15 protein-coding genes are annotated in these 26,328 nt (G+C 40.1%); 8 read left to right on the forward strand and 7 right to left on the reverse strand.

The genetic code is table 11. The features are described 5' to 3' along the window. Positions 1-146 precede the first annotated feature (146 nt). The 6 genes from GGR21_RS07955 to ruvA form a co-directional block, all read right to left on the reverse strand. The gene (locus GGR21_RS07955) at positions 147-1,877 is read right to left on the reverse strand and encodes an LIC_10190 family membrane protein (protein WP_183306682.1); all 1,731 of its coding nucleotides are present in this window, start codon (positions 1,875-1,877) and stop codon (positions 147-149) included. A gap of 107 nt (positions 1,878-1,984) precedes the next feature. Next, the gene (locus GGR21_RS07960; RefSeq protein ID WP_183306683.1) at positions 1,985-2,779 is read right to left on the reverse strand and encodes a thymidylate synthase; all 795 of its coding nucleotides are present in this window, start codon (positions 2,777-2,779) and stop codon (positions 1,985-1,987) included. A gap of 101 nt (positions 2,780-2,880) precedes the next feature. After that, positions 2,881-3,594 carry a response regulator transcription factor RprY gene (gene rprY / locus GGR21_RS07965; RefSeq protein WP_183306684.1) on the reverse strand — a complete coding sequence of 238 codons (714 nt, stop codon included), beginning with the start codon at positions 3,592-3,594 and terminating at the stop codon, positions 2,881-2,883. A 36-nt stretch (positions 3,595-3,630) separates the two neighbouring features. Continuing rightward, on the reverse strand, positions 3,631-5,211 hold the full coding sequence (locus GGR21_RS07970) for a sensor histidine kinase (protein ID WP_183306685.1): 1,581 nt from the start codon (positions 5,209-5,211) through the stop codon (positions 3,631-3,633). A gap of 160 nt (positions 5,212-5,371) precedes the next feature. Further along, entirely contained in the window at positions 5,372-12,886 is a 7,515-nt protein-coding gene (gene sov / locus GGR21_RS07975; RefSeq protein ID WP_246348027.1) for a T9SS outer membrane translocon Sov/SprA, read from the reverse strand. Between the two features lie 14 nt (positions 12,887-12,900). Next, the gene (ruvA, locus tag GGR21_RS07980; protein WP_183306686.1) at positions 12,901-13,482 is read right to left on the reverse strand and encodes a Holliday junction branch migration protein RuvA; all 582 of its coding nucleotides are present in this window, start codon (positions 13,480-13,482) and stop codon (positions 12,901-12,903) included. 555 nt (positions 13,483-14,037) lie between these two features. Between ruvA and GGR21_RS07985 the strand changes: the two genes are divergently transcribed. The 5 genes from GGR21_RS07985 (at position 14,038) to GGR21_RS08005 (ending at position 19,577) form a co-directional block, all read left to right on the forward strand. Next, positions 14,038-14,769, forward strand: a complete 732-nt coding sequence (locus tag GGR21_RS07985; protein ID WP_246348028.1) for a nitroreductase family protein — start codon at positions 14,038-14,040, stop codon at positions 14,767-14,769. Positions 14,770-15,228: 459 nt separating this feature from the next. Beyond that, positions 15,229-17,319, forward strand: coding sequence for a M3 family metallopeptidase (locus GGR21_RS07990; protein WP_183306687.1), 2,091 nt, complete (start codon positions 15,229-15,231; stop codon positions 17,317-17,319). 177 nt (positions 17,320-17,496) lie between these two features. Continuing rightward, positions 17,497-17,688 (forward strand): hypothetical protein, encoded by a 192-nt coding sequence (locus tag GGR21_RS07995; protein WP_183306688.1) that lies wholly within the window; start codon positions 17,497-17,499, stop codon positions 17,686-17,688. A gap of 95 nt (positions 17,689-17,783) precedes the next feature. After that, on the forward strand, positions 17,784-18,818 hold the full coding sequence (locus GGR21_RS08000; protein ID WP_317169867.1) for a threonine aldolase family protein: 1,035 nt from the start codon (positions 17,784-17,786) through the stop codon (positions 18,816-18,818). 246 nt (positions 18,819-19,064) lie between these two features. Next, positions 19,065-19,577, forward strand: coding sequence for an RNA polymerase sigma factor (locus GGR21_RS08005; protein WP_183306689.1), 513 nt, complete (start codon positions 19,065-19,067; stop codon positions 19,575-19,577). Between the two features lie 435 nt (positions 19,578-20,012). On the opposite strand, the gene GGR21_RS08010 is transcribed toward GGR21_RS08005, so the two are convergent. Continuing rightward, positions 20,013-21,152 (reverse strand): adenylyltransferase/cytidyltransferase family protein, encoded by a 1,140-nt coding sequence (locus GGR21_RS08010; RefSeq protein ID WP_183306690.1) that lies wholly within the window; start codon positions 21,150-21,152, stop codon positions 20,013-20,015. A gap of 362 nt (positions 21,153-21,514) precedes the next feature. Between GGR21_RS08010 and GGR21_RS08015 the strand changes: the two genes are divergently transcribed. The 3 genes from GGR21_RS08015 to GGR21_RS08025 all read left to right on the forward strand — a co-directional run bounded on the left by GGR21_RS08015 (position 21,515) and on the right by GGR21_RS08025 (position 25,794). After that, complete coding sequence (locus GGR21_RS08015; RefSeq protein WP_183306691.1) at positions 21,515-23,938, forward strand: alpha/beta hydrolase family protein; 2,424 nt, start codon at positions 21,515-21,517, stop codon at positions 23,936-23,938. A 232-nt stretch (positions 23,939-24,170) separates the two neighbouring features. Further along, the gene (locus GGR21_RS08020; protein WP_183306692.1) at positions 24,171-24,620 is read left to right on the forward strand and encodes a MarR family winged helix-turn-helix transcriptional regulator; all 450 of its coding nucleotides are present in this window, start codon (positions 24,171-24,173) and stop codon (positions 24,618-24,620) included. Continuing rightward, the gene (locus GGR21_RS08025; RefSeq protein WP_183306693.1) at positions 24,613-25,794 is read left to right on the forward strand and encodes an MFS transporter; all 1,182 of its coding nucleotides are present in this window, start codon (positions 24,613-24,615) and stop codon (positions 25,792-25,794) included. Before GGR21_RS08020 ends, GGR21_RS08025 begins: the two co-directional genes overlap by 8 nt. Positions 25,795-26,328: the final 534 nt, after the last annotated feature.

The following is a 26,328-nucleotide window of genomic DNA, read 5'->3' on the forward strand; positions in this document are numbered from 1 at the left end:
GATCCGCACAACTCTTATCCGCTTATCGAGCTAAGATATAATAAGCGATAATTGTTTGCTAATCAATTTTTTACGTTTTATTTCGTAATAATCGGCTCGCAAAATTACAAAATATCAGTGAATTAGCAAAAATAATGATAGGTTTTTTATTTATTATCTGCATTCGTTTTTGCCCTGAACCCTTCCTGAATTGTATATCCCCGTGCTTCGATGCATTCTATGGGCAGGAATTTTGCATAATGGCTGTGCATGGTCGCGGGTAATGCAATATCGTATGGGGGATAGTAGCTGGCTTTGATAGAAAGATTGTTATTGATGGGATAAGCATAAAATTTACTATCCAGGTCGAACCCTTTTGCCAGTTGCTGATCCCTTACAGTGTATGGTTTTTCCAGTAGATGCAGAACCAGGTGGGTTTCTTGTCCTTTTGTCTGAGATGAAAAATCGTAATATCTGCTGAAAGTCCAGAAAAATATGCTAATGATGAATGCTGCAGCAAGGAAATTGCTGAATTTCTTTGCGCTTATTCGCTTATTGCCAAATAACAAGACTGCTCCTATAAATATACTGCCACATAATATGCCAGACAGGAAGCGTATGTCAGGTCCTCCTATTGCCCATACAATGATGGATAATAATATTACTGCATATATCAGACGTATATGGTTGTCTGTGCTTTTCTTCCTCTTTATAAACAGATATCCAAAAACAGCTAAAGACGCAAATGTGAATAAATATATTATATCGGTCAGGATGTTGATCCATAATGGATCTCTGACGCTCATCCATGGGTATTTCAGCGCAATTCGGAAAAAGTAGTATCCGACGTCGAAGATGTAATCTTTTTCTTTTATCGCAACTTCTTTAGGTACTTTCCAGTCGAAATTGAATAAGTCTATTTCGTGAAGGGGATAGATCAGATAACCTGATATAATTACATTGCGTATCAGCCACAGGATAATAATTAAAAGGCTGATGGTGACGGCGAATAACAGAGCATTGTATTCCTTTCTTTTGATAAGATGAAAAAGTGAATACAGGCTTATTATACCCAGAGGGAAAAACGAAAGCTTTATTGTGACCAGAAAAACAGGTAGTATAATTCCTATGAGGTAATTCTTTTTTAACAACTCCGGATATAATATAATACGTGCCAGGATATAAAACGCTATAAAGTTAGGTATTATATCTGTCGAAGTATTTCCCAGGAAATATATCGAAATCCAGAATAACAATATATAGGCGATAAGAATAAAAAACCGTTTACTTTCATACCGTGATTTGAATAATTCATATAATACCCAGCATGTTATTGTGGTGACAATCAGCGGCTGTAACGGATAGATGGCTTCGTGCAGGAAAAAGCGAAATGTGAATATGGCACTTATCAGGAAATAATTGGAATTGAATCCAAGTTTACCTTCCAGGTTTGCCAGTCCCGGAACGACGGCATATTCTTCGTTCCATCTTATATTCTGGAGATGGTAGAAAGCAGAGTCGTATACCTCGTGTTGCCATGTGAAAAAGAACGTTGATACCAGAATCGATATAACTAATATCGTAATCTGATAAGGGCTGAGTATTCCCCGGGTTTTCTTTTTCAGACCTGATAAAATATTGTTGGTTTTCCGGTAACTGATTCCCCGATATCCGATGCATACAAATAGTATAATCGCGAGAAAAATATGGTTGGATGGTAGCCAGAGAGACCATATGGATAGAGGTATTACAAGGAAAGATAGTCCCAGTAATAATTTATCGATGAAACCATAATTTTCTTTTGTTTTGCATACTTTATTATATATAACGATCAGCATATCCCCTGATGTATAGAGGATAAAGGATATGATCAGCCATGTAATGAAATATGCAAGCACTTATTAGAATTATGAATTATGAATGAGAAATTATGAATTATGAATTGATGAGAGTTATAAATTATGTTATTTCATTCATAATTCATAATTTCTCATTCATAATTCTTTTACACCGCCACTTCACCTTTAATATGCGGATGAGGATCATAACCGACCAACTCGAAATCTTCAAATTTAAAATCAAAGATACTTTTAACATCAGGATTTATCTTCATTACAGGCAACGGCCTGAAATCACGGGTTAATTGTAATTTGACCTGATCCAGATGGTTTGTGTAGATGTGCGCGTCGCCCAGCGTGTGAACGAATTCCCCGGCTTCAAGTCCTGTCACCTGTGCCATCATTTGCAGGAGCAGTGCGTAGGATGCTATATTGAACGGTACACCCAAAAAAATGTCAGCGCTGCGTTGGTAAAGATGCAGGCTTAGTTTTCCATTGGCTACATAGAACTGAAAAAATGCATGGCAGGGTGGGAGATTCATATTTTTAATGTCACCTACATTCCATGCGCTTACAATAATACGGCGCGAATCAGGATTGGTTTTTATTGTATTTACTACTTCGGTTATCTGGTCGATGTGTCCACCGTCGTAATCAGGCCACGACCGCCATTGGTAACCATAGATATGTCCGAGGTTTCCATTCTCATCGGCCCATTCGTTCCAGATGCGAACCCCATGATCTTGCAGGTATTTCGCATTGGTGTCGCCAGCCAGAAACCAGAGCAGTTCGTATATAATAGATTTTAAATGTAATTTCTTTGTTGTTAGTACAGGAAACCCGTCTGCCAGATTGTAACGGCTCTGATGCCCGAATACGCTTATTGTGCCTGTTCCTGTGCGGTCGCTTTTTTGTACGCCTTCATCGAGGACCCGCTCCAGTAAATCGTGATATTGTTTCATTTTATTTTCCTCAACTTTTATTAGAGTGCAAAGTTACTAAAAAAACAAAAGCTATACCTTTATAATTAGATATAGCTTTTATAATTTATTGAAACGAATGTTTACTCAGCACCTTCTTCTTCGTTCACAGGGGCTATCAGCTTATAACCTTTACCGTGTATGTTGATTATCTCAATACTAGGATCAGGTTTCAACAGTTTACGAAGTTTAGTAATGTACACGTCCATACTACGGGCATTGAAATAGTTATCGTCTACCCATATTTGTTTAAGGGCATGATTCCTTTCCAGAATGTCGTTAGCATGAGCGCACAACAATGCGAGAAGTTCAGCTTCTTTAGTTGTCAGTTTAGTGCTGTTGCCGTTAATAGTCAGAATTTGTTTCTGAGTATCAAAGTTCATACTTCCAAACTGGTAAATCTGCTGTTCTTTGCTTCTTTTGCCTTTTACCCGGCGGAAGATGGCTTCGATACGCAGTACAAGCTCTTCCATACTGAATGGCTTGGTTATATAGTCATCAGCGCCGGCTTTGAAACCTTCCAGAATATCGTCTTTCATATTCTTGGCTGTCAAGAATATGATCGGGATCTCTGTGTTTATAGCCCTGATTTCTTTAACCAAAGTGATACCATCCTTCTTGGGCATCATCACATCGAGTATGCACAGATCATATTTTTCTTTTACAAACCCCTTGTATCCGGCTTCCCCGTCGGTGTATAAGTCTGTGTCATAACCTTTTGCCTGAAGATACTCTCTCAGTAGCATGCCGAGATTCTCGTCATCTTCACATAAAAATAATTTCAATCTTTCTTCCATAACTTACTTATTTAACTTATTTACAATCTCCAATTTTTAATCACTATTTTTCATAACGGGCAGGCAAATTATAAATTTGGTGCCTTTGCCAAGTTCACTCTCGGCCTTTATTGTTCCTTTATGATCCTCTACTATTTTTCTTACATATGCCAGTCCCAGTCCGAAGCCTTTCACATCGTGCCTGTTACCGGTAGATACGCGGTAGAAACGTTCAAATATTTTCTTTACATATTCCTTCCTGATACCTATTCCATTATCTTCGATGGAAATGTAGATTTTATTACTATTGTTCCACGTCCGTATCATTAATTCCAACGGGACGTCTTCACGCCTGTATTTTACCGAATTGTCCAGCAGGTTGAATAACACATTCGTAAAGTGCATTTTGTCTGCATTTATTGTGGACTCGGTAGCTTCCAGATCGATGTCGAGGTTTCCTCCAAATTTTTCGACTTTTAACTGGAAGGTGTTAGCAACATGTACAACGATATCGTTTGCGTCGAGTTCTTTCATTTTGAGCGTCGCCTTTTGCTTTTCGAAAAGGGACATCTGCAAGACTTTCTCTACCTGCAGGCTCAAACGCTCGGTTTCGTCGTTTATAACCCCCGATATATGCTTAAATACCTCGGGCGATTTGGTTATCGAACCGTCTTTCAACATTTGCGCTGCCAACGAAATTGTCGACACCGGGGTTTTCAGCTCGTGAGTCATGTTGTTCATGAAATCACTCTTCATTTCCGATAAACGCTTTTGCCGGAATGTGATGAATATTGTTATAATAAATGTGACCAGCAGGATGAAGGAAAATCCGATTGCCGGATACAGGAAGTATATTTCCCGGAATATATATTTCGATTTATCGGGAAAGAATACCTTCAGGTAAACAACTTTATCAGGCCGGTCGTTTGGGAAAATAGGCCTTGAATAATAATCCTTTCTTCCTTCCATTGTAAAGAGAGGCTGCTGATATATTGGTTTATTGTTCCTGTCTACTACTTCATACTGGAATGGCAACTCTATGCCATTTACTTTTATTTCGTTTTTTATACTGGTCTCCAGTTCTTTAAAGTTCACACGTTCTTCGATAGGCACATTACTGGCCGTACTCATTAGCTGGGTTATGACCTCATCCACTATGTTGGTTTCATATATGAGCCTTTTTTTCTCCTCGTCCTGCATATCGAAAATCGTTTTCGATATGGCATTGGTTCGGTCTTTTGCCGGTGACTGGAATACCTGGCTCTTTGGTGGGGTCTGTATTGTACTCGAAATATTATATTCAATATTTACTTCAGAACCATCATCAGCTTTCATTTTTCCCCTTAGCTGGTGTGTAACCGTTTCTTCCTGATATTGCTGATTCTGAAGAGCTAATGCCCTGTTGTAAGCGGCTGCCTGCTTTTTCTGGTATTCCAGCGACTCTTCACTGAGATACTTTTTTACCTGGTCTTTTTGTATATCTGTCGAAACCTTCTCGAGGCTCCTGTTTATGGCTTCATCAAATTGTTCGTTTCGCCAGCCTATTGTTTCTTTCAGATACTCTATTTGTATGTATATGAGGCCGGAAAAAGCGACTGCCATTATTGCGGCTAATATCCAAATTGTCGATTTTCTCATTTTTTTGTGGCCTGTTCTTTAATTAAAAAGCTATATATATTTATATATATTAAATTACACATCTAATTTACTATTTAACAATTAAGCAAAGATATTGTTTAACATTTGAAAAAATAAACTTAACAGTATTTTTTTTTTTATGCAAGCAAATATACGTATTTTATTGTATAAGAGTAAATTTTAAGCTTATTCCAAAATTACTGTTAGTTGTTGCATACGCCGACGATGTAATGAGTGGCTTGTTCAGTATACGGTCGTAAAACGCCCGTAAAGTGAGTGCCCGGCTCATCGTATAATCGGCTGATACTTTTAATGTAACAATAGTCGTGCCACTTGTTGCCTGAGTGAAATTTTCCTGTATTTTTCGCAGCAGGGCAGCAGTTGTTTTATATGATATATCAGCTTTTATATTCAGATCATTATTGATTTGCGATGTCCCGCTCCTGTGAATTCCCAGTATCCTGTTAAACTCATTGATGCGGTACCCCAGTCCGACTACGAATTCTTTCTGCGTAGATTCTATTATCTGGTAAGATGACATATTAAGGGTTAACGTGCGTGCGTTGTTATAACGCGCGTTGATATTCATATTGTTATTTAATGTACCGTCGATCCCAAACAACGGATTAAATACTTCGGATATTCCCACCGATGAAATATCGTAAGGTGAGGACGGAACTGGATTTCCGTTTAGTACATCACGTATAAAACCGAGGTCGTCGCCTGTGTCCATCCATCCCGAATACGAACTGTAATTGCTTACCTGATAGTAACATGAATAGGCATGACTCAACCGCAGTGATTTTACCCTGTCTTTCAGGAACGATATTTTGGAGAGCCCGTCATAAGAAATCGTCCAGTTTGGCAGTAGGGCTAATAGCGAAGGAAATGCCGAAAGGGTAATTTTCCCTGCATCACGGCCTGTATACGCCGAGATGAATGCCGGAATGAGCACATCTGCCGAATTTATATCCACTTCTCCCAAGGCCGGGGTATACTGTTCTCCCTGAAATAATCCTCCGGCTACTTCTGCCATAAATCCACCGGAAGGATATGTTCTGCCTGCGTATTTAGCTTCCAGCCTGTTTTTTATAATGCGTCTGTTCTCCAGGAATGTTTCGAAAGCCTTCGAGTAATAATTATTATCGGCATTACTGCTCCTGAGGGCTGTCGATAGGGCTACTGTGGTCATGGAGAAACTACCTCCCAGATTGCGGGGCGAACCATCGTACATATATTGAACCTCTGTCCGCTTATTTCTTTCATAGTTGGCGTTTAGTTCTATCTTTAAGTCTTTGATTGGTTCCAGTTGCGCCCTGAACTCGAATTTTTCCATATTGTTATATATGGCTGGATTTATGTTGAGGCTATCATTCATAACAAGCCAGTTCCTTTCAAGAGACTTGTCTATAAAATCCTGTCCACCATCGAAGCCGAAAGCAAATCCTAATCCCGGAACCAGCCCGTAATCAGAGTTCTTTTGACCGAAAATGTCACCGATACCCGGACGGAATCCAGATATGTAAGTTTCGTTTCTTTTCGAATAATTAAAGTTAATGGTACGTACAGACATTAGTGCCCTTGCCGAATAATCGGCGATGTCTTTCAGTACTTTCGATCCTTCTCCGTCTTGCTTGTACTTGCCCACAATATTTATTTCTATATTGGCAGAATCCTTGTTGGTGATAAGAATCGTATTATCGTCTTTTTTCTTAAATTTTATAGGATATATTTTTCCGTCTTTGCGGGCGTTTACCTCTATGTCTTTTGTTTTCAGGTTGTGAGAGACTGTTATCGCAGAGTCTTTCGTCAGGGATACATTGTGTGAGAACCGACGCCTTTCAGGTTCCCGTTTTTGCCTTTCTCTTTCCCGTTGAGCTGGCGATTGAGGTCTTCTTCTGCCGTCGAAGCGTTCGTTCACTTGTTTCAGATATTCTATTTTATTATAGAAATTTGTCAGGTTCAGCCTGTTGGTGAAATCGAGCGTCATATTGTTACTGATGGTATTGCCTATTTCCACATCGTCGATTTTCGCTCCCCGGTCCCATTGATAACCGCTTTGATAGCTGGCATTAGAGTCTATCCAGTCCAGTACGGGTATACTGCGGAAAGGCAGTTGGTAGGTCAACCTGGTAACTTGCCTGTAAGACAGCGGATCGCCCAGGCTTTTGAGGCTGCGTATAACAGCATCTTTCCATATCTCGTAATCGTCAGGATTTTGTTTCTTATTTACTTGCAGGTATGGTTCTTCTATCTCGGCTCTTGTACCCGACTGGAAAGCAAACTTCAGGTTACGGGTAAAATCCCAGTTGATATTGAAATCCCTGTCCCACAGGAATGACTGGCTCCACGACAGGAATTGGTATTGATCGTTTGTCCCGCCCAGGGTATAGCTTTCTATGTCGCGTGTGGTGGTTTCGGTGTAGTAACGTGTAATATTCGAATCGAATGATATAGAACTAGGTAAATAATTGAAGCCTAGCGATTTCAGGAATTTGTTTGCTCCGCTACTATTTTTTATGTTTTTGAAAGGTTCCCATGTCTTACTCAACGGTACGTAAATATAACTGAGCGTTGCCTTATAATTTTTAGTCAGATCGTATACTGTGGTCGGATTTTTTGTTTCCGTCTGACTATATGAATAACCGAAACTGAAATTTGCCGGGTCGTAAGGCATAGGTGTTTTGCTCTGTATGTCTACTTTGACGTTATTGAAGCTAATGCTTTTTGTCGTGGTTTTATCTTGCGCCAGACTCTTTATCGAATCTTTTTGGGCCTTGGTATCCACAAGGCTCAGTGCTTCTTTCAGGGTTACGTCCTGGTCGAACGGGTCATATTCAGGAGTGGATGTCTGGTTGGAATAAGAGTAATATACAGGCAATTTCACTTTTGCCTGTTCGGGCAGAAAACGGCCCAGTTCCACGCTGGCTGCTATACTATAGCTGGTATAGTCGTCCATACGCCTTTCCATGAGACTTTGATCCAAAGCCCCGAATCCTACGGTCTCTTTTCGTCCCGATACGGAGATGGTACCTACATCCGACAATGCAATGTTGAGATTGCCTTGTGCAGCCCATCCGCCGTCTTCGTCAAAGTCGGTAAGGCGCAGTTCGTTTATCCATATTTCACCTGATTTGGTGGTGCGGGAGTTGTTTCTGACACCGACCATTATCACATTGATATCCGACAGCGAAGGATTACCTATTACGCTGACTTTGTTTTCCGGCTTTTCAGGATCGTATTCGTGATACAGGGTGGTATATGAAACGGACGATCCGGCTTTCCTTTTTTCCTTGTTGCGGTTAAGCTTTATATCTTTCAGTAATTCCAACGGAAAGTCGAACATATTGCCCGTAGGCCATACAGCATACCGGTCGTTTGTGTTATTGGTACTGTACGAACCTTCTGGTGTGATGCTCAGGGGAATTTCGTATTCATAATAGTTGTTTTTATAATCAGACCCCAGACGGAGGAAAACCGTCAGCTCTCCTTTCGAAACTTTTTCCTTGTCGATTACTTCCTCGGCATGAGTGAACAGTTGCAGGCGCTTGTATCTTCTCAGGTCGTAATATGTGTTTTTATAAATAGCACGGGCGTCGCCTGCATCCAGATCTAGAATCCGCAGAGAAAGAGCCTGTTCGTTTTCCCTTATGATTTGTGCCTGGTCGGGATCCTGTTGGCGGCTGATGCCTGGAGGAACGACATAATTCACAGGTTTTTTCTCCGAGTTTTCTTCTATGTTTACCGTTGCTATATCTATTGTTCCACTGCCCGATGGTTCATCGTTCTTGTTCAGTGTTTGTTCGTATGCACGCCAGTCGCCACGAACCAGCTGAAGCGTCCCGAAACGCAGGAAAGTGGTTTGCGCGAAGTTGTGTAAGTACATTCTCATGAAACGGATGCTCTTAAAATCCTGTATGTTTCCTACTCTTTTTTCATATTGACGCACAGGTACTTTGAACTGGTACCAGGTGATTTCCGAATCCTGCTCTTTGCCATTTCGAAGATTTACTTTTACTTTCCGGCTGTCGGCGATATAATTCTGCCCGACATTCATTTTATTCGGATCAAGCTCTATCTTGTATTGAAAGTAAGATTCGGTTTCGTTCAGGGTATTGTCCTGATCTATATCTTCTACATCGGGAACACTTTTTGCCGCTGTAGAATAGCTTTCGCCCGAGTCGCTGGTGTCAGGAGAGTTCCCTTCTGTGTTGTTGTAATATTTGTAACGGTCGAGAATGCTTACTTTATCGCGGTCGTAATCAGCTCCACGGTAGAAGTGATAGGTGTCTCCGGCCGGATCGTTGAGCGGAGAGAACGGATCGTTACGAAGAGCCTCTCTGGCAGAAGCATTCAATTTATTTTCGAATTGGGTTACATAATCACTGTAGGTGTTGTATTGGAATTCTTCTTCTGTGCTGAGTCCATTGAGTCCGACATCTTGTTTGCGGCGGCCCTCGGTTCCATTATTGTTATCGAATGCATAGACGGTTGATTGTCTTTTAGGTACTTTGCCCCATACTGTCCACTCTACGGCGTCGGGGTCATCATCTGTCGGCAAACCGTTTTCATAGAATTTTTTCCCATCTTTGAGAACATCTTCTGAAATTTCTCCCAGATTAATGTATAGGTCGCCCCCTTCGTTTTGTGTTATATTGTTATATACAAACGGGTCCATCAGCCAGAATTCAATGTATTCTACATTCGATGTTTCAAAGTCCCTTACGTCCATTTTGCGGGTGATACCTCCCCATTTTTCTTTTGGAGTAATAAATTTGCCATCAGAGCCTATGTCCGAGGCAACTACATTGTAAGGGCCTCTTTCTCCAGGGTAGAAAGACAGGTTCAGTGCCGAAATCGTGGCGGCTTCATTATATGCCAGGTCTTTGTTCGGATATATTTCATTAATATAAATCTCACGCACAAAGTGATTTGATAGTTGATCCAGATCATCTTTTATATGTTGAGGAGTCAGCGACGAACCTTTGCGGTTAAATAATCCGTCTATCGAAAACCATGACAGCAGCGCCCTGTTCTTCCCATAGTTTATGTCGTTGCTTAATTTCGATTCTTCAAACATACTTGGGGTTGACGATAATGTCCAGGCATACGGACTTTTTATGTCGATACGTGACTGGGATGATTCAAAATCGTCAAGATACGAATATCCACCGGCTTCTTTATTTTGGTAATGCCCGGCGATCAGATGCGCAAATTCGGCATTGAAGTTTATTTGCGACGGTTGTGTTGCGTTTACAAACGGCAGTTTATCAATCAGGTTGGTAAGCCACATCGATTCGGTTCGGAATGAGGTGTTTAGTCCCCACAGGGTATTTTTTACCGATTCGTTTCCGATTTCGGTTTTGGTGGTCAGCGGCTTTTCGTAATAGTGCATGATGGTACCGCCGATATTGAAATTTTTGGAAATATCGTAGCTCAGGTTAAGCCCTAGTAATGTTTTTCTTTGCATACTCAGTGACATGCCTTCGCTCGTTACCTGTATGGGGGTATTCGAATCTATCAGGTTCTGGTTGATGATGGTTACTTTACCTGCAATATAATCGACAATGTAGTCTACACCCTCTGTCAGCGGAGCTCCTGCTGCTGTGAGTACTACAGATCCTTGTGGGATATTTGTTGATCCAAGATCTATTTCCGCATTGTTTGTACCCGATCCCCTGTACGATCCAAATAGCTTGAACTTGTTTTTCTCTGCTATCTGGCGTGCAACAGTAAGTGTAGAGTCGTATAATTCGTCATAAACATATTTATCTGCTATTGCATCGTATCCTATCTTCTTTCGCAAGTGGTCACCGAATGGCTCTACCACAGGAAAGAAGATACGTCCGGTCTGGGAGTTGACGGTGAATCCTTCCACGAAGTCGAAAATACCATCGCCCGAGATCGTGTCGCCCCGGTTTACTTCATTGTTACGGGAATCCAGCCGGTCGAGGCTCATCACCTGCAACAGACGTTGGTTTTTTATCTTACCTTCGGGGATATAGTTGATATATGTACCCAGTGTATCTGATTGATAGGAGATATTCAGCCGGAAGCGGTCTTGCTGTATGGCGTTGTCGCTGATGCGGTAAACGTTTTTCATCATCAGATCCCATGAGTAAGAGGATGGAGTAAGAGAAACAGGCTTTAATAATTTTACGATAAGTGTTCCCAGATTACTGCTGTCTGAAGTATTGTTCTTGTCAATATTATCAGTTGATAGTTCTCCAACTCTGTAAGTATTGCCTTTCATCGTGTATTCGAATGCCACTGCAAGCACTTCGTCCGCCTGTAGTGCCGAACTTAGTGAGATATATCCTAATTGTGCATTGTAAGAGTATTCGGAAGAACTAAGCAGACGTGCGCTCTCTACTTTCTCATAATCTAAGCCAGTTTCCAGGTTTTGCTCACCTTGCAGATAAGATGTGATTTGCGTTATATCTCTTACCTTTGATTCGTCTTTATAGGTGCTATATAAGTTGTTGACTTTATTAGAAGGAATGTTTTCACTTCCTACCTTTGACCAGCGTATAGTATTTTTTATAGAATCATGCTCTGCCAGATCTGCAAAAGCTACAATGTTGCGCGATTGAGTATAATCGCCCCGCTTGTTGGTTATCCACACTTCCATTTTGGTAATGGTTACGGCCGACTGGACATAGGGAATCTTGCTCATCGCATAATCATAGTTGTCCCTGAAGTAATGCCCTAAGAAAAAGTGCCTGTTTTCGTCGTATTCGTCAGCCCTTATTTCATATTCAAGGTTTTGTACTCCGCCCTGAGAATTTGTCGTTTGCGACTGTGATTCCTGTTGTGAGACTACAGCGTTTACCCGTAGTTTTCCAAATTGTAGTTCTGTGTTTATTCCGAATAGGGCAGTACCTCCATTGATCAGGGAATTAGTGGTGCTCATGCTGACGTTACCTGCCTCTATTTTCTTTACTATTTCGTCTTCCTGACCTTCGTAGCCCAGTTTTAGCTTTTTTGAATCGAAGTCGTAGAGGGCTTTTGTGTCATAGTTCATCCCGAAATTGATCTTATCGCCTACGGATGCGGTTACGTTTAATTGTATATCCTGGTCGAAATCGAAAGCCGTGCGCTTACGGTTGCGTTCCGACAGGGTAGGGTTGTCCGAGCTATTGTATTTTACACCCATCTTGGCCTCAACATATCCCTGCGTTCTCACCTTTACACCTCCGGCGCCAAAAAGACGTTCGGCCGGGCCAATATTCAGTTGTATATCTTTCAATGAAAACTCGTCCTTATCTGCTTCCTCACCCGGAGTATAGGTATTGCGCCCTCTGAAATAGCTCGACATAGATTCTTTCAGTCTATAATCCATATATTCTTCAGGGGTCAGAGAGAAAGGGGTGGATATTTCTTCATCTCCTATTTTGGTGCGGAAGATGTAAAGACCGGTCTTCGGGTCGTATTCTATTGTCGTTTTCAGGTTCGAAGGATCTTTCAGATCCACTGGTGGTTTACCCTTCAGGTCTTTGTATGTGGTGATCTGTGTTTTTTTTACGGGATAACGGGGTGCTGTGTCATTGGCTTGGTGAGATATGTTTTCGGCTTCGGGAAAAGAAAAATCCGGCTTTCCGGATATGCCGGAAAACAAACTTACCGAACTAATGAACAGAGTTGTTATGAATAAATATTTACTATATTTTTTCAATTCCGTAAAAAAAATTAGAGCATTTTGAGTGCTGTCTTTATTATTTCTTCGACTACACTATCCGGCTTATCCTTTAATATTTTCGCTACCACTTTTTGCGATGCCTGTTGCGGGAATCCCAGCATTACAAGCGCTGCAATGGCTTCTTCACCCGAAGGATGAGAAACAGGAAATATGTCAGCTTGATCTATGCCTGTTGTTTTAATCTTGTCTTTCAGGTCGACGATCACACGCTGTGCTGTTTTCAATCCTATACCTTTCACTGTTTTCAGCATGTCGGCATTGCCCGATGCTATTACATTAGCCAGTTCCTGTGTGTTCATCGATGATAACATCACGCGCGCGGTTCCTGCTCCGATGCCCGAAACGCTGATAAGTAGAAGAAACATTTCACGCTCTTGTTTGTCTGTAAAGCCGAACAAAACGTGAGCATCCTCCCTAATGGATTCGTATACAAAGAGTTTAGCTTCTTTCTTTCCTGAAAGTCTGGTGTATGTATTTAGTGAAATATTGATGAAATAGCCTATATTATATGTTTCCAGAGTAACTGATGTTGGTGTAAGTTCAGCTATTTCACCTTTTATATAATCTATCATATTTGTAGTTCTTATTTATTCCAGAATTAATAACGCAAAAATACATTAAAAAGTATATTAATGTGTAAATTATTGTTGTTATAAATCGGTTGTTTATTTTTTACTACGCACAATCAAAGATTGCTTGTCATTCTTTTGACTCGCCTACGCTTCGTCGATCGTTGATTGGCCAAATCCCCAAAAGAATGCAAAAAGTCTTTGGTGGCTCGCCCTCCGTGTTACCCGCTACAGGCTCACGGACTAAATTAAAAGATTGTCCTATCGGATGCTTTTAATTTCACGTCCCTTTCACTTGACGGGTGCCCAGCACTCCGGCCTAATGCCACCGGGCGAAGCCACTAGTGCGTCAGCTTCCCGTGCATAGGTTTACAAGCCGGGCGCCTGACGGCTGAAGGCGGTGTGAAACCAAATACTGTTTGAGCCGTAGGCGAGTTTATCTGGTTTAGCCGGCAAAGCCAATGTCAGGTCGGCGGTAAACGAAGTAGCCTTTTGGTTCGTTTTGGGCAATGCCAAAATGAACAAAATAAACGACTTTTTTTATATTCCGATAAACTGATGAATCCCTTTTATTTGTCAGGCAAAGATAAAACATTCGGATTAGATTTTATACCTTTGTTTCTTTCATCTACATTAAATTATAATAGTAATATGCAATTAAAGGAAGTTAAAAGCAGGGAAAATCTATTGTTCATGGAACGGACTTCGATAAGAAAGTACGATCCGGCAGTGAAAATAAGTAAGGAAGAGATGGCAAATATATTGCAGGATGCCATGACGGCCCCATCATCTTTCAATCTGCAACCCTGGCGTTTTTTTGTGATAGACAGCAAAGAGGGCAAAGAAATGATAAAACCCTACATGATGTTCAACCAGATTCAGTGGGAGACATCGTCGGCCATCATAGCCATATATGGCGATATGGATAACTATACTTCTGCCGATAAGGTATTGTCGGCCAATGTGGAACACGGACTGATGACACAGGAATATAAAGATAAGATGCTGGAAATGATGACAGGCTACGGAGCCAGTTATACCGAAGACAGGTTGAAGAACTCGGTTTTTCTCGATTGCGGCTTTGTTATCATGCAACTGATGTTGTCGGCTAAAAATTATGGTTATGATACTAATCCTATAGGAGGATTCCAACGGAAAGAACTAACCGAAGCTTTAGGGCTGGATGCTAGCCGGTATATGCCTGTTCTTCTGTTATCTATAGGTAAAGCAGCAGAGGGTGGTAAGCCATCTGTCCGTTTTTCTGTGGACGAAGTTGCGCAGTGGAGATAAAAATGATGTGGATGAACAAATGGTTTTAATTGGAGTTCTATAATTGTATTATTGAGTGACAATTAAAATCAGGGAAGTTTATCTATAGTAATAGAGTAGTTAGTAGAAGCTCCCTCTGGCGCGGGGGAGAGAAACAGAGAGTATAAATAAAAATTGAACTTAGCGCCTTTGCAGGAAAATCTGTCAGGAGTGTCAGGTTTTTATACTTTGTCATACTGGAGCGAAGCGAAGCATCCAAAATATAGATCCTTCGTTTCTCAGGATGCCAAAATGGAAGATAAATAATTTGTCAGGAGGGTCAGGTTTTGGTCGAAAATGCTGCAAAAGTGTAACATTTTAGTAAAAAAGCTAATAGCTAACAGGTAAAAAGTGTCAGGTTTTGGTTATCGATTAGGACGCTATAAAGTGTAAATGTCAGATAAAGAGAAATTTAAAATTGTAACTTAATAATCATGGTGTATGAAGAAAATAATTATTTCAATTTTACTATTAATAATAGCAATGACAACAGTAGAAGCGCAAAATCCGTTTTTTAAGGCGTATAAGACTCCATACGAGACGCCACCGTTCGATAAGATTAAGAATGAGCATTACGAGCCTGCCATAGATAAAGGCATCGAAGAACATAAGAAAGAGATTAACAGTATTGTAGTTGTACGGTCTGTGCCGACGTTCGAAAATACAATCCTGCGACTGGAAGAATCCGGCAAACTTTTAAGCAAAGTAACGTCTGTATTCTTTAACTTGTTGAGTGCCGAGAGCGATGATGAAATGCTGGAGATAGCACAACGTATACAACCTAAATTGTCGGTACACTCTAACGAGATAACTTTAAATGAAGGCTTGTTTCAAAAGGTAAAAGCCGTTTATGACAAGCGTTTCGAATCGAATCTGACACCGGAACAGATCCGGCTGGTGGAGAAAACATATCAGGGATTTGAGGACAGCGGTGCAACTCTTACGGGTGCAGACCGGGATAAGTACAAAGAATTATCTACAAAATTGAGCCAACTCACATTGACTTTCGGACAGAATGCGCTGAAAGAGAATAATAAATATGAAATGTTGCTGACCAACGAGACCGATCTTGCAGGATTGCCACAAATGGTGAAAGATGCCGCAGCAGCAAAAGCAAAATCAAAAGACAAAGAGGGCTGGTTGTTCGACCTTTCGGCACCGAGCTATATCGCTTTTATGAAATACTCTTCGCGCCGCGACCTTCGCGAGAAGATTTACAGGGCTTATACCACCCAGTGCGTTTCGGGAGGGGAATTTGATAACCAAAATAATGTGAAGGAAATAGCTAAGACCCGTATGGAGATAGCAAATCTACTTGGTTATGAAGATTATGCGTCTTATGTGCTTCGCAACAAAATGGCTAAAGATAAAAAACATGTATATGGATTGCTCGATGACCTGTTCAACGCTTACGCTACTGCTGCCCGTCAGGATGTGAAAATGGTAGAGGGCTTTGCTGTAGGTATGGAAAGAAAGGGCATAGATCTGATGCCTTGGGACTGGTCTTATTATTCAGAAAAACTGAAAGATGCGAAGTATAGCGTGAGCGATGAGCTTGTACGCCCTTACTTTGAGCTGGAAAACGTAAAGAAAGGTGTTTTCGGGCTGGCAACAGATCTTTATGGAATCACATTTAAGAAAAATACAAATATCCCTGTCTATCATTCCGAAGTAGAAGCTTTTGATGTATTGGACGAGAAGGGAAATTTCCTGGCCGTTCTATATACAGACTTCCATCCTCGTGAAGGAAAGAGACAAGGTGCATGGATGTCTGAGTTTAAAGGCCAATATGTAGAAAAAGGAAAAGACTCTCGTCCGCATGTGATCATTGTGATGAATTTTACCCGTCCAACAGGAAATGAACCGGCATTGCTAACCTTTGATGAGGTAGAAACATTTTTGCACGAGTTTGGTCATGCATTGCATGGCATGCTGACCAAATGTACATACGAGTCACTGTCGGGTACCAATGTGTTGCACGACTTTGTTGAGCTTCCGTCACAGATAATGGAAAACTGGCTGACAGAAAAGGAATATCTCGATAAGTTTGCCGTGCACTATAAAACAGGAGAGAAGATTCCGGCCGGATTGGTACAGAAGCTGGTTGATGCAGCTAATTTCAATGCGGGGTATTTGTGCTACAGGCAGTTGTCGTTCGGATATCTTGATATGGGATGGCATACGCTGACAAAAGCTTATGAGGGGGATGTTATTTCATTCGAGCGCAATGCTATGGCAAAGACAGCCATGTTGCCACTTGTAGACGGTGCTGCTATGTCCACTTCATTCAGTCATATATTCTCGGGAGGATATGCTGCAGGCTATTATGGTTACAAATGGGCTGAGGTGCTCGATGCAGATGCTTTTGCTTTGTTTAAGGAAACCGGCATCTTTAATAAAGAAACAGCCGGATCTTTCCGTGAAAATATACTGGAAAAAGGTAATACCGAAGAGCCTATGAGCCTGTATGTGAAATTCAGAGGACAAGAGCCGTCTGTAGATGCATTATTGAAACGGAATGGTATAAAATGAGTAATGTAATTTGTTGATTGTGAAGAGGTACGTCCTGTGTGAGGTGCCTCTTCCTATTTTATGTGCAGAAAAATTTTATACCCTCTTGTTTTTAAGTTAAAATATTGTTGTTTTATTAGCATAAACTTTATCTTTGTTGCAGGGAAATCTAAGTTGTATTTTTTTGTATGTAGACCTATGAAAAACTTGATTACATACCTGTTTAGTAAAAAAAAGAAAACATATTCACTGATAGCAGGAGAGAATAAATGCAGTGCGTTAAGAGTGTGTGCTTTGGCTCATGGTGCAAAGGCTGTTAATAGTCAGGACTATGCAGTTATTCAGGCATTGGTAGCAAAAGGTATTGTTACCGGAGTCAGATTCGCATAACACTAATAAAAATTATATCACTTTCGTTTAATAAATATTCTGCTATTTTGTCTGTTTTATCATAGAAGCTATTACTTTTGCTGAAAAGTAATGGAATGGCTATGTTATATGATTTTTCGAACGATTACAGTGAAGGATGCCATCCTTCTATTCTAAAGGTATTGGCAGAAACAAACCTTATCCAACAGCACGGATATGGTGATGACGAATATTCCGGAAATGTTACTGCTGTGGTACGTAAATTAACCGGTAATGGAAGTTTGGACGTATATATGGTTGGTGGTGGGACTTTGGCTAATCTGGTTGTACTGTCCTCTCTTTTGAAACCATTCGAATCGGTCATTGCTGCGACAACAGGACATATATTTGCAAATGAAACCGGGGCAATAGAGGCTACGGGGCATAAGGTGGAAGCAGCCTGCACGACAGATGGCAAATTAAGACCGGAGGATATAAAACCTTTTTTAAATAAGGCAAGAGGGCATCATGTTGTCCGTTCCCGTGTCGTTTATATTTCTAATTCTACCGAATTGGGTACAGTGTATACAAAGCAGGAGTTGACATCTTTGTCTGAATTTTGCAAAGATAATAATCTGTTGCTTTATATGGATGGAGCCAGGTTGCCAATGGCTTTGACGGCAATATCTAACGATCTTACGATGGAAGATATTGCTTCCTTGACAGATGTGTTTTATATAGGAGGTACAAAATGTGGAGCATTGCTGGGTGAAGCTATTGTTATTGCCAACCCGCAATTGAGAGATGATTTTAAGTACCATCTGAAACAACGGGGAGCTCTGGCAGCCAAAAGCCGGACAATTGGAGTCCAGTTTGATCAGTTATTGCGCGATAATCTGATATTTGATTTGGCTGATCATGCAAATAAGATGGCGTTGAAATTAGCAGATGCTTTTAAGTCTTTAGATTATAGTTTGCTGGTTGAATCAGATACGAATCAGCTATTTCCTGTATTGCCAAATTCTCTGATAAGGGAATTGCAAAAGGAATATGGCTTTATCGTTTGGAATGTGATCGATGCTGATAACTCAGTCGTTCGCCTGATAACATCATGGGCGACTCCCGAAAAAGAAGTAGAACGATTCATAAATTATTTAAAAAAGACACATTAAGAAATGTGTAAAACAAACACGTGGGCAGATGTTAAATTAACAAATAGATATTATCTATGGCTTATTTTCCGAAACGTGCCTTTTTTATAAAACTCTGTTTGTTAGGTTTTTTGTGTTTTTGTGCAAACGATTGCGGAAAACGGTTCTATAATATATAGTTGTTCTTGCAAGTTTTATTGACAAATGTTAATATCTTTGTATTGTTAAACGATGGCAACGAGAGTTGTTATAAAAAAGACTAGAATTATGAACAAAGCTGCTAAGCAAACACTAGAAGACAATTTGGTTCAATTACAGGGGAATATGTTGAACTTTGCACTAAAACTTACGTCAGATATGGAAGATGCTCAGGATTTGACGCAGGAGACAACGTTGAAAGCATTAAATAATATTGATAAATATTATAATAATGTGAATTTTAAGGGCTGGGTATTTACAATTATGCACAATTTATTCGTTAATAATTACAGACGAGCCATACGCAATCAGACTATAGTTGATCAGACGGAGAATCTTTATCATTTAAATTTACCACAGGATTCAGGGCTTGATACACCTGAAGGCTCCTTCGCTTATTCTGAAATAACAAAAGTTTTGAATGGTTTTTCGGAAGAATATAAGGTGCCATTTTCATTACATGTATCTGGCTATAAATATGAAGAGATAGCTGAAAAATTATCATTGCCATTAGGTACTGTAAAGAGCCGTATATTCTTTGCCCGGAAAAGATTACAGGAAATACTGAAGGATTACAGGTAAATATATAAAGTCTTCAAATAAATTCATTTACACACTACTATCTTTTATTTGCACATACATAAATTCATTCACAACAACTGCAAATTTATTTAGGGAGGATGTGCAAAAACAAAATCCGCATACAAAATAAATAATAGATTATTAAATAGGGAGAAGTAAATAGTTCTTATACAGAATTTGCTTTCCCCTATTTATATTTATCTAAACTGATGATTCTTTTTTTTACTTAAAATTGTGATTGTTAAGGAAAAATGCAGAATATAATCAATCGTTTGTATGGCGTGTATACAAAAAAGAAGTCCGCAACATCACATCGCAGACTTCCATAACCTTAACACAAACTTTACAAAACTACACATTATTATAACGAAATAGTTTAGAAAATGTTCTGAAAACAAAAGTTAAATAATGATATTTGTTGTGAAACTGTTTGTGTCATATGTCGCTTCTGCGGATACGTATCTGTATCGCATTTTCCAAAGGAGTTTCGCTTATAAAAGTCAGATATCCGCCGCCCCCGGCTCCGCTGAGTTTCCAGCCCAGGGCTTTATCCTTATATTTATTCAATACTTCAAATATTTCCTTGTTGACCATGTGCGGGTACATTGCTATTTGCGCTTCAAAACTTTTGCGAATAGCTTTTCCTAAATTAGATATGTCTTTTTTTAATAGTGCGTTCCAGCATTCTGCGGCAGCAAGGCTAAGATTTTTTGCATTTTCTTTATTTATATTTGTATACGAAAGCACATCGTAATCATCATGGCGGGGATAGAGAGGGATAAGCCATAAACGGTTTTCCAGCCAATTCAGCAATTCATTATCATGTATACTTTCTATTTTCGAAGGCCAGAAATTTCCATCATAATGAAGATAGTTAAGGCCGGGTAAAACTATTCCTAATGAATCCTGTGACCCACTTATATATTTCGTTCCTGGAGGATTCTCGAAACAGAAAAGAGTCATGGCTAGTTTTTCTTTGTCTCCGCTGGGTATGTCGACCTGCCATAGCTCGATCGCTTTTTTTCGGGAACTGGTAGACATGCCGCTCCTGTCATTAAATTCATAATCGGGTTCTATTGATATAGTCAACACGGGTCCCGGGTATAAACTGCTGACATTAGGCTGATCGAGCCAGCCCCCAGCCAGGTCTATGCGGTATGGAATTCTACATTCTTCCCTTAAAGATGTTGTAGAACGCGAAGGTAAACTGGCATGAGGAACTCGTTTACTGACAATATATTCAATACCAAGTTCTTTACATAACTCTTCTTTGAGGGTACTATGCCCGTCACTGTTTACGAAGAAAATATCGGGTTTTAAATTTTTTATCTCTTCTAAAAAATCAATAAGGCCATTCCCCTTGTTAATCCATGCATCTTTTACAAATCTGAGAGACGATATCATATAGAGCCGTTCCTGTTCATTGTTAAACGTTTTTCGGGCTTTTAACTTGCTTATAGTATCATCCGATCCTATGCCAACATATAAGTCACCATGCCGGGAAGCTTCCTCAAAAAAAGCTACATGGCCACTGTGAAGCATATCATAGCATCCGCTTACAAAAACTTTTTTCATTGTATTATCTCATATCTTTTATTGCAGTAAAAATAAGCAACTTTTATCATTTATCCGATATAAGTATGATACTTTTCATATTTAATTAAAATCTGACAATTGAAAATCGCCGAAGCGTAGGCGAGGTAAACTCGTTACTGTTTCGAAAAACCTGACAAACCTGACAGATTCTTACTATTTTTTCAAAGAACTCTTTTTATTAGTGTATTGTCTCGCCCACACTTCAGCGATTGTTGTTTAATCTATTAATTAATCTATTCACAGATTATGTCCTATAGATAAATTTTCCAAATATTCATCATATAAAAAAAATATGTACTTTTGGTCAAATATTGCTAACAGGATATAAAACATTCTTAATTATGAAAAAACTAACGTTATTGATTTTAATTTTAGGCGTTCTGTCTTCTCATCTTACGGCACAGGAAGATCTGGTATATCAAAAACCTCCAAAAGAAATTCTTGAACTGGCTGATTTTGAAAGGGCTCCATCTTTGTCGATGGATAGTAAGCGTACAAAAATGTTATTCTCATATAGAAATACATATAAAACACTGGCACAACTGGCAGAAAAAGAAATGAGGCTGGCAGGATTGAGAATTAATCCTAAAACGAATATATCTAGTACTGTAACATACTCTAATAATTTAAAATATAAGCTTTTCGATGAAATTGAAGCAAAGCAGGTACAGGGGCTTCCTGAAAATGCACAGATAAGCAATCTAAGCTGGTCTCCGGACGAAACAAAGGTTGCTTTTACCAATACTACCGGTACCGGAGTAGAATTATGGTATTTCGATTTTGAGACAGGTATGGCAACCCGCTTGACAGAGGCAAATCTGAATGCCAATATGGGTAATCCTTATACATGGTTTCGTGATGGAAGTGCTTTCCTGGTGAGAATATTACCAGAGGATAAGCCGGCATTGATAGATGCAGCTCAGGCAATACCTACAGGGCCCACTGTATCAGTTAGTGAACAGGGACAAAAAGCTCAGAACCGCACATATCAGGATTTGTTGCAAAATGCAACTGATGAAGCTAATTTTGAAACTCTGATAACATCCGAATTATATAAAGTAGATTTGTCAGGAAATAAATTATTATGGAAGAGTAAGGATTTGTATGCGGGCGAGTCTTTCTCTCCGGACGGATCATATGTGCTCATTAGGACTATTCATCGTCCATATTCCTACATTGTACCATATTACCGTTTCCCGGTCGAAACATCAGTGTATGACATTAACGGAACCCTTGTCAGTAAATTTGATGATAAGCCATTAGAAGAAGTTCTCCCTAAAGGCTTTATGGCTACCAGTCCTGGTAAGCGCAATATTTCATGGAGATTTGACAGACCGGCTACACTTTATTGGGTAGAGGCATTAGATAAAGGAGATCCAGATGTGAAAGTTGATTTCAGGGATGAAATTTTTGAAGTATCGGCTCCATTCACAGGGCAGCCGCTAAGCCTGGCTAAAATTATAAACCGTTTTAACGGTGTAGCGTGGGGTAGTGAAACCACTGCTATTTTGTATGATAACTGGTGGAACACCCGCAATACAAAAGTATATCTGTTCGATCCGTCAAACCCTCAGCAGAGCCCCGTTATTTTATCCGACCGTAATTATCAGGATGTATACAGTGATCCGGGGTCTTTTGATATGAAAAGAAACGAATACGGGCGCTATATACTTAATATTGATGGAGATAAGGCCTATCTGATAGGAGAGGGTTTTACAGAAAAAGGACAGTTCCCGTTTGTTGATGAAGTGGATTTGAAGACTAAAGTAACCAAACGTCTGTATCAGTCCGGTTATACAGATAAAAAACTGGAGATAATATCTATTATGGATGTAAAACGGGGTGAATATCTGGTCAGTATACAATCTCCTACCGAATATCCTAACTATTATGTATTGAATACTAAGAAAAGAATAGCCCCGATGCCGGTTACTCATTTCGATAACCCATTCAAGAGTATTGTCAATATACACAAAGAGGTAGTTAAATATAAACGTCCCGATGGGGTGGAACTTACCGGAACTCTTTATCTGCCAGCCGGCTATGACATGCAGAAGAAAGAAAAACTGCCCATGATCATGTGGGCTTATCCTACCGAGTATAAAGATAAGGCCAGTGCCGGTCAGAATACAACGAATCCGAATGAATTTATATATCCGTATTATGGTTCACCGATCTATTGGGTGACACGGGGCTATGCTATATTGGACGATGCTGCATTTCCTATAGTAGGAGAAGGTGATGCCGAACCTAACGATACATTTATAGAACAGCTGGTGGCAAATGGCAAAGCTGCAATAGATGCCATTGATTCCATGGGGTATATCGATAAAAACAGAGTTGCAGTTGGCGGACACTCATATGGTGCATTTATGACTGCTAATCTGCTGACTCATTCTGACTTATTTGCAGCGGGTATTGCCCGTAGTGGTGCATACAACAGAACGTTAACCCCGTTCGGGTTTCAGGCCGAAGAGCGGAACTATTGGGAAGCCCCTGATGTTTACAACGCAATGTCTCCGTTTATGCATGCCGATAAAATGAAACATCCTCTATTGCTGATACATGGTGGGGATGATAACAATTCAGGAACTTTCACAATGCAGAGCGAGCGTTATTTCAATGCATTGAAAGGTTTCGGCGCTCCGGCCCGCCTTGTTATCCTGCCGAAGGAAAGTCACGGTTACGCTGCTAAAGAGTCTGTCCTGCATGTTTTGTGGGAACAGGATCAATGGCTGGAAAAATATGTGAAGAATAAGAAATAATCCGAAGAATATTGATTAAGAAAGGTCTGGAAATAAATTCATTTCCAGACCTTTTCTTTTATAAAAAAGCCCATTTCTTTGATGTTGTACTTGTATCCGGATTGAAAGTCTTGCTTTGCGAAGCATATTGAAATATATAGAAACGATACTTATATTCTAATTCTTAAAAATATGAAATAATTTGGATTTAGTTTACATGTAAACTAAATTTGCGTTGCTTTTAATTATAGATATGAAAGAGAAAATAAAAGAACCTGACGAACAATCGGGATATTTACTCACACAGGTAACCTTTTTGAAACAACGCATTGTTAATGCCGCATTAAAGGAACTGAATATAACATATATACAGTTTATCATTCTTGCGGGAACATTTGAACTGGGAACTGAAGGCGGGATGGTAACACAGCAGGATATCTCGACAAAGCGCAGGCTGGATAAGGCTATGGTTTCGAATGTGGTAAAAACTTTAATTGAAAAAGGACTAATGCTAAAGAATACCCATCCTGTAGATAAAAGAGCTTACACCTTGTCGTTGACAACAGCAGGAATAGAAAAGGCCAAAAAAGGAAAAGAAATCGCTTTAAAGATTGATGAATCCTTTTTCTCGGAAATAGATAAGGAAAAATTCCGTGAATCCCTGATGATATTATTAAAAAACGACAGTAATTCGCATGAATAATAATAAGCGCCCCCAACTGTGGACAAAGGATTTTATCCTTGTCTTTATTTCCAATCTACTTCTCTTTTTCTCTTTCTATATGCTTATTCCGGTATTGCCGCTCTACCTGATGGAAAATCTGGGAACAAGCGGATCGGTGGCAGGTATAGTGCTGGCGTTATATACAATATCGGCTTTGTGCATACGCCCGTTTTCAGGCTTTATGGTAGATATGTTTAGCCGCAAACCGCTATATCTGATCTGTTACGGGCTATTCTGCGTTATTTTTGCCGGATATGTAGTAGGCACGACCTTAGTATTATTTATCATTCTGCGCATTCTTCACGGATTGGCCTTTGGCATGAGTACGGTTAGCGGAAGCACTGTGGCTGTCGATATCATGACTTCCGAGCGGCGTGGAGAAGGTATCGGCTATTTCGGAATGGCTGCGAATATCGCGATGGCTGTGGGGCCTGTGGCCGGACTTGCCATATATAAATATTATTCCTTTGATGCCTTGTTCCTTACTGCATTATTTTCCAGCTTTATCGGGCTGATCACTATAATTCTGATAAAACCTATAAAGAAAGAACATGTAGTGCCAAAACAAACATTGTCTCTCGACCGGTTTATCCTTCTGAAAGCACTGCCGTGTGTCGCCTTGCTTTTCATTGCCGGATTGGGCTATGGCTCTGTTTTGAATTATGTGGGTTTATATACCGAAATGGTCGATTTTCAGAGTAGTGCAGGCTGGTTCTTTGTGATTATTGCTATCGGGATAATCTTAGCCCGTGTCTTGTCGGCCAAAGCGCTCAACAATGGGAAAATAGTATTATTAGTTAATACAGGAAGTGTTTTTCTGCTCGTTTCATTCGGGCTGTTCGCTATATGCACAAATGCTATTATGCTATACCTGATCGCTTTTTTATTGGGGATCGGCTTCGGATATATAAATCCGGCGTTCCAGACCATGTTGATCAATCTGGCAGACCATAACCAGCGGGGAACAGCCAACGCGACTTATTTCACTTTTTGGGATCTGGGAATCGGGATCGGAACAGCTATTGGCGGAACAATTATTGAAAAACTCAATTTCGGATGGATGTATGCTATTTGTGCGGGAGCTCTTATATTGGGTATTTTATACTTTTACGCAATCTCTGCTCCGTATTTTCAGAAGAATAAACTTCGTTGAATCTGCATTTTTATAGGATATGTTTATCTATAGAATGAGGAGTTAAAGGAGTTAAGTAACAAGTAGAAGCCCCTTTTGGCTCCCCGTGGGCAGGGCTGTTAAGTTCTGAAATTTATACCCTCTTTGTCATGTTGAACGGAGTGAATTGCAAATCGCCGAAGCGAAGGCGAGGCAAACATCTCTTGTAAGATAAGAGATCCTTCGTTTCGCTCAGGATGACAGCAGAAAATAACAGAACAAAGCAGAGAACTTAACAGCCCTACCCGTGGGGGGAGAAACAGAGAGAGATAAATAAAAATTGAACTTTGCGCCTTTGCGCGAAAATCTGTCAGGAGTGTCAGGTTTTTATACTTTGTCATGCTGGAGCGAAGCGAAGCATCCAAAATATAGATCCTTTGTTCCTCAGGACGGTAAAATGAAAGATAAATAATCTGTCAGGAGTGTCAGGTTTTGGTCGAAAATGCTGCAAAAGTGTAACATTTGCCTCGCCTTCGCTTCGGCGATCGTTGATTGTAACTTTTTTGCTAATAGTAA

The sequence above is a fragment of the Dysgonomonas hofstadii genome (assembly GCF_014196915.1).
Classification (GTDB): Bacteria; Bacteroidota; Bacteroidia; order Bacteroidales; family Dysgonomonadaceae; genus Dysgonomonas; species Dysgonomonas hofstadii.

Excerpts from the sequence above, each read along its gene's own strand:
- GGR21_RS07960 (WP_183306683.1), bottom strand. The coding sequence starts at position 2,779 with ATGAAACAATATCACGATTTACTGGAGCGGGTCCTCGATGAAGGCGTA.
- rprY (WP_183306684.1), bottom strand. The coding sequence starts at position 3,594 with ATGGAAGAAAGATTGAAATTATTTTTATGTGAAGATGACGAGAATCTC.
- GGR21_RS07970 (WP_183306685.1), bottom strand. The coding sequence starts at position 5,211 with ATGAGAAAATCGACAATTTGGATATTAGCCGCAATAATGGCAGTCGCT.
- ruvA (WP_183306686.1), bottom strand. The coding sequence starts at position 13,482 with ATGATAGATTATATAAAAGGTGAAATAGCTGAACTTACACCAACATCA.
- GGR21_RS07985 (WP_246348028.1), top strand. The coding sequence starts at position 14,038 with ATGAATCCCTTTTATTTGTCAGGCAAAGATAAAACATTCGGATTAGAT.
- GGR21_RS07990 (WP_183306687.1), top strand. The coding sequence starts at position 15,229 with ATGAAGAAAATAATTATTTCAATTTTACTATTAATAATAGCAATGACA.
- GGR21_RS07995 (WP_183306688.1), top strand. The coding sequence starts at position 17,497 with ATGAAAAACTTGATTACATACCTGTTTAGTAAAAAAAAGAAAACATAT.
- GGR21_RS08000 (WP_317169867.1), top strand. The coding sequence starts at position 17,784 with ATGGCTATGTTATATGATTTTTCGAACGATTACAGTGAAGGATGCCAT.
- GGR21_RS08005 (WP_183306689.1), top strand. The coding sequence starts at position 19,065 with ATGAACAAAGCTGCTAAGCAAACACTAGAAGACAATTTGGTTCAATTA.
- GGR21_RS08010 (WP_183306690.1), bottom strand. The coding sequence starts at position 21,152 with ATGAAAAAAGTTTTTGTAAGCGGATGCTATGATATGCTTCACAGTGGC.
- GGR21_RS08015 (WP_183306691.1), top strand. The coding sequence starts at position 21,515 with ATGAAAAAACTAACGTTATTGATTTTAATTTTAGGCGTTCTGTCTTCT.
- GGR21_RS08020 (WP_183306692.1), top strand. The coding sequence starts at position 24,171 with ATGAAAGAGAAAATAAAAGAACCTGACGAACAATCGGGATATTTACTC.
- GGR21_RS08025 (WP_183306693.1), top strand. The coding sequence starts at position 24,613 with ATGAATAATAATAAGCGCCCCCAACTGTGGACAAAGGATTTTATCCTT.